The organism is Mycobacterium sp. (assembly GCF_035633495.1).
In the GTDB taxonomy this organism is placed as follows: Bacteria; Actinomycetota; Actinomycetes; order Mycobacteriales; family Mycobacteriaceae; genus Mycobacterium.
The window spans coordinates 1-2,688 of sequence record NZ_DASQEU010000046.1 but is presented as its reverse complement, the minus strand read 5'-3'; the positions used below and the strand labels follow the sequence as shown (position 1 = coordinate 2,688).

6 protein-coding genes are annotated in these 2,688 nt (G+C 64.9%); 2 read left to right on the top strand and 4 right to left on the bottom strand.

What is annotated here, in order from left to right; all coding sequences use genetic code 11:
* The coding region (locus tag VET27_RS07305; protein ID WP_526516575.1) for a hypothetical protein at positions 1 to 173 on the top strand (173 nt) is incomplete at its 5' end.
* A gap of 9 nt (positions 174 to 182) precedes the next feature.
* Here VET27_RS07305 and VET27_RS07300 read toward each other — a convergent pair.
* The 4 genes from VET27_RS07300 to VET27_RS07285 form a co-directional block, all read right to left on the bottom strand.
* Entirely contained in the window at positions 183 to 341 is a 159-nt protein-coding gene (locus VET27_RS07300) for a hypothetical protein (protein ID WP_526516573.1), read from the bottom strand.
* A 400-nt stretch (positions 342 to 741) separates the two neighbouring features.
* Positions 742 to 1,236, bottom strand: a complete 495-nt coding sequence (locus VET27_RS07295; protein ID WP_526516571.1) for a DUF2505 family protein — start codon at positions 1,234 to 1,236, stop codon at positions 742 to 744.
* Positions 1,237 to 1,471: 235 nt separating this feature from the next.
* A complete protein-coding gene (locus tag VET27_RS07290; RefSeq protein WP_526516569.1) occupies positions 1,472 to 2,038 on the bottom strand; it encodes a hypothetical protein in 567 nt (188 codons plus the stop codon).
* A gap of 129 nt (positions 2,039 to 2,167) precedes the next feature.
* Positions 2,168 to 2,383: an RNA-binding S4 domain-containing protein gene (locus VET27_RS07285; RefSeq protein WP_526516567.1), complete on the bottom strand. Its 216-nt coding sequence runs from the start codon at positions 2,381 to 2,383 to the stop codon at positions 2,168 to 2,170.
* A 32-nt stretch (positions 2,384 to 2,415) separates the two neighbouring features.
* On the opposite strand from VET27_RS07285, the gene VET27_RS07280 reads away from it, so the two are divergent.
* A partial coding sequence (locus tag VET27_RS07280) for a Y-family DNA polymerase (protein WP_526516565.1) occupies positions 2,416 to 2,688 on the top strand: 273 nt, incomplete at its 3' end.

Below are 2,688 nucleotides of genomic sequence, written 5' to 3'. Positions count from 1 at the left end.
TCTCGGATCGAATCAACGTGACGATGTCGGTGCCGCCGGAGCGCCGAGGCTGGGCAACGGCTCACGCGGACCTCATCGCGGGCGAGATCCTGGCCACCGGTTTCGAGTTCGGCGAGCCGGTCGACGGCTCGGAGATCGGTGACGGCGTGCGGGTCTCGATCGTCAAGGCCTGACGCGCCTGCTCATTCGACGGTTCCGGTGAGCTGCATGTCCGTGAGCGACTGACGGACCGACTCGCGCAGACCCTCTGTGGTGTTCGTTCCGCCGGGCACCCAGCTGGCTACGGTGACGAAGACGCGGCCGCGCACGCGGCCGGATCCCAGGAATAGCAGGCCGCCCATGCGATCGAGAACCTTCGCGGTGATTTTGGGCCCAGCATCCGGACCGTGAGGTGGTCGGCATCGCTGAACGTCGGTCGGTCCCGGAGCCGTGACCCAACGGTCCCGACCGAACGGAGCACTGATCTCTCGTTACGCCGGCCCAGTAGGCCAAATCCGAGATTGGCGTGGAATCTGCGTAGCTCGTCGATTTCGATCGCACGGTCGTAGGTCCACGTGAATTGAATCAGTGGGCCGCGACCAAGGGCCCGCAACGCAAGGAAGGAACCCTGATCGATGTACGCGAGCGTGTTGTCCACGCGCACATGCTGTTCGTTCTGTCGCGTTGGTAGGACTTCTCTCGGTGACGTGGACCGAAGCAAAAGCCAACTGGTGCAGGGTATAAACGTGCCGTGATGTTCGCTCAGGAGTTATCTGACAACCAAGAATCCGTGATGCGGACGATGTCGACGATCGCGTTGCCGAGCTGACCCGCGATGAACCGGGCGATCGTGCCGCCGATGAGTGGCACGTTGACCTCGACCGTCGCAGTGCCCGCCAGGCGGGTGCCCGGATCGGCGGGGGTCAAGCGCACGTCACCGTGTCCAGACATGGGCGTCCTAAGCGCATCCACGCTGATCTCGCCGCGCACGTTGCCGCCCTCGACGGCGTACCACCGCTCGTGCTGGACGATCTCGAGTCGGGCCAGACGCAGTCGCTGCAATGGATCCGGCAGCTGGTCGCCGCCGAACCGCATCGTCATCGACACTCTCGTCGTGCCCGTCGAGTCGGTGACGAGGGAGTCCAAGGTCGGTGAAGCCCCCTCGAATGCGCGCAGCCTGGCCTGCCAGTAGGCCCCGTTCTCGAATGCCGACACGATCCTGTCCAGCGAGTGCGGGGAGTCTGCGGTCAGATCCAACGAGGGCGGCACAGTACGGCAGGTTACCGGCGAATGCTCAAGTGACGAACCTCGAGCGCTGCGACATGCGTTCCCGCTGACTGATCACCTTTCATGGGACTGCGAACAATTCTCATATGCACTGCTCAGCGATTCGAATGGCGCTATCAACGAGTAACTCGCGACGAGTTTGGCGATGAGCACCAAGGACGCTTTCACGCACGAAAAATGGGTGCGCCCGGGCGAACGCGGAGCCTTAGCTGAAGGGACTTCCCGGCGTCAAATCCGGTGGCGGAGGCAGCCCGAGCGGATTCGGCGGATTGATCGACGGGGGCGGCGGGAGCTGCGGTGCGGGCAGCGAGGCGAGGCTGGGTATCGAGGGCGGCGCCGCAGCTGGTGCCGCCACCCCGCCGAACTGCGGCTGCAGGGCAACGTTGAGGTTGGGCACCAGGCCGAGGCCGAGACTGGGCAGCACCGCGTCAGGCATGTTCACGGTGCCGATCGAAGGGATTCCCGCAGGCCAACCGCCCACGCTACCCAACCCGCCGCCGCCTCCGGCCAACGAGGGAGGCGGTGGCAATGCCATCAACTGCTTGCTGATGCCGGACGTGATGTCGACGCACTGCTTATTCTGTTCGTCGACGATGGTGCCGTCGGGGCAGTTGAGCCCCTTCGCGTCGGGGCCACAGGTATCGCCGCCGTCGGCGCACCCGTCCGCATGGCTGATCGGTGGAACCACGACCGTCGCGTAGGCCAATGGGGCGAGGGTCAGGGCCGAACCGGACACCAGCGTCAGTAGTACGCGTTTGAATTGGATAGTCATGGGAAAATCCGTTCAGAATTAGCGCGCAAAGAACGAATCAAATGGAGTGTAGACAATTGTTTGTTCGGTGCCCACCGCACCGGAAATTCCGGCAAAGGAAATGATTGCCTCAGGGCCTCATCGGCGCGGTCATGCCTGGGCAACCCGCGCCGAGGACGTCCCGATCGACACCGTGTCCCCTGGGCGTAGTTGGCGTCCCCGCCGCAGTTCGACCTCGCCATTGACGGTGACCACGCCGGCGGCGATGGCTGCCTTGGCGTCCGAACCACTATCGATGAGGGCAGCTAGCTTCAGGAACTGACCCAACCGGATCGACTCGTCGCCTATCGGCACGTCGTGAGCCATGTTCGTCAGGCTAGCGCCCTAGCATCGCCATCATGGAGGGGCGCTGGGTCCTGCACTTCGACATGGATGCGTTCTTCGCCTCCGTCGAGCAGCTGACGCGACCCACCCTGCGCGGCCGGCCGGTGCTGGTCGGCGGACTCGGCGGCAGGGGTGTCGTCGCGGGCGCCAGCTACGAGTCGCGGGTGTTCGGCGCCCGATCGGCCATGCCGATGCATCAGGCGCGCCGACTGGTCGGCACGTCCGCAGTCGTGCTGCCTCCGCGCGGCGTCGTGTACGGGGTCGCCAGCGGAAGGGTGCTCGATACC

What these genes read in the sequence shown, in the direction of transcription:
- VET27_RS07290 (WP_526516569.1), bottom strand. Translation starts at nt 2,038, where the DNA reads ATGACTATCCAATTCAAACGCGTACTACTGACGCTGGTGTCCGGTTCG.
- VET27_RS07285 (WP_526516567.1), bottom strand. Translation starts at nt 2,383, where the DNA reads ATGGCTCACGACGTGCCGATAGGCGACGAGTCGATCCGGTTGGGTCAG.
- VET27_RS07300 (WP_526516573.1), bottom strand. Translation starts at nt 341, where the DNA reads ATGGGCGGCCTGCTATTCCTGGGATCCGGCCGCGTGCGCGGCCGCGTC.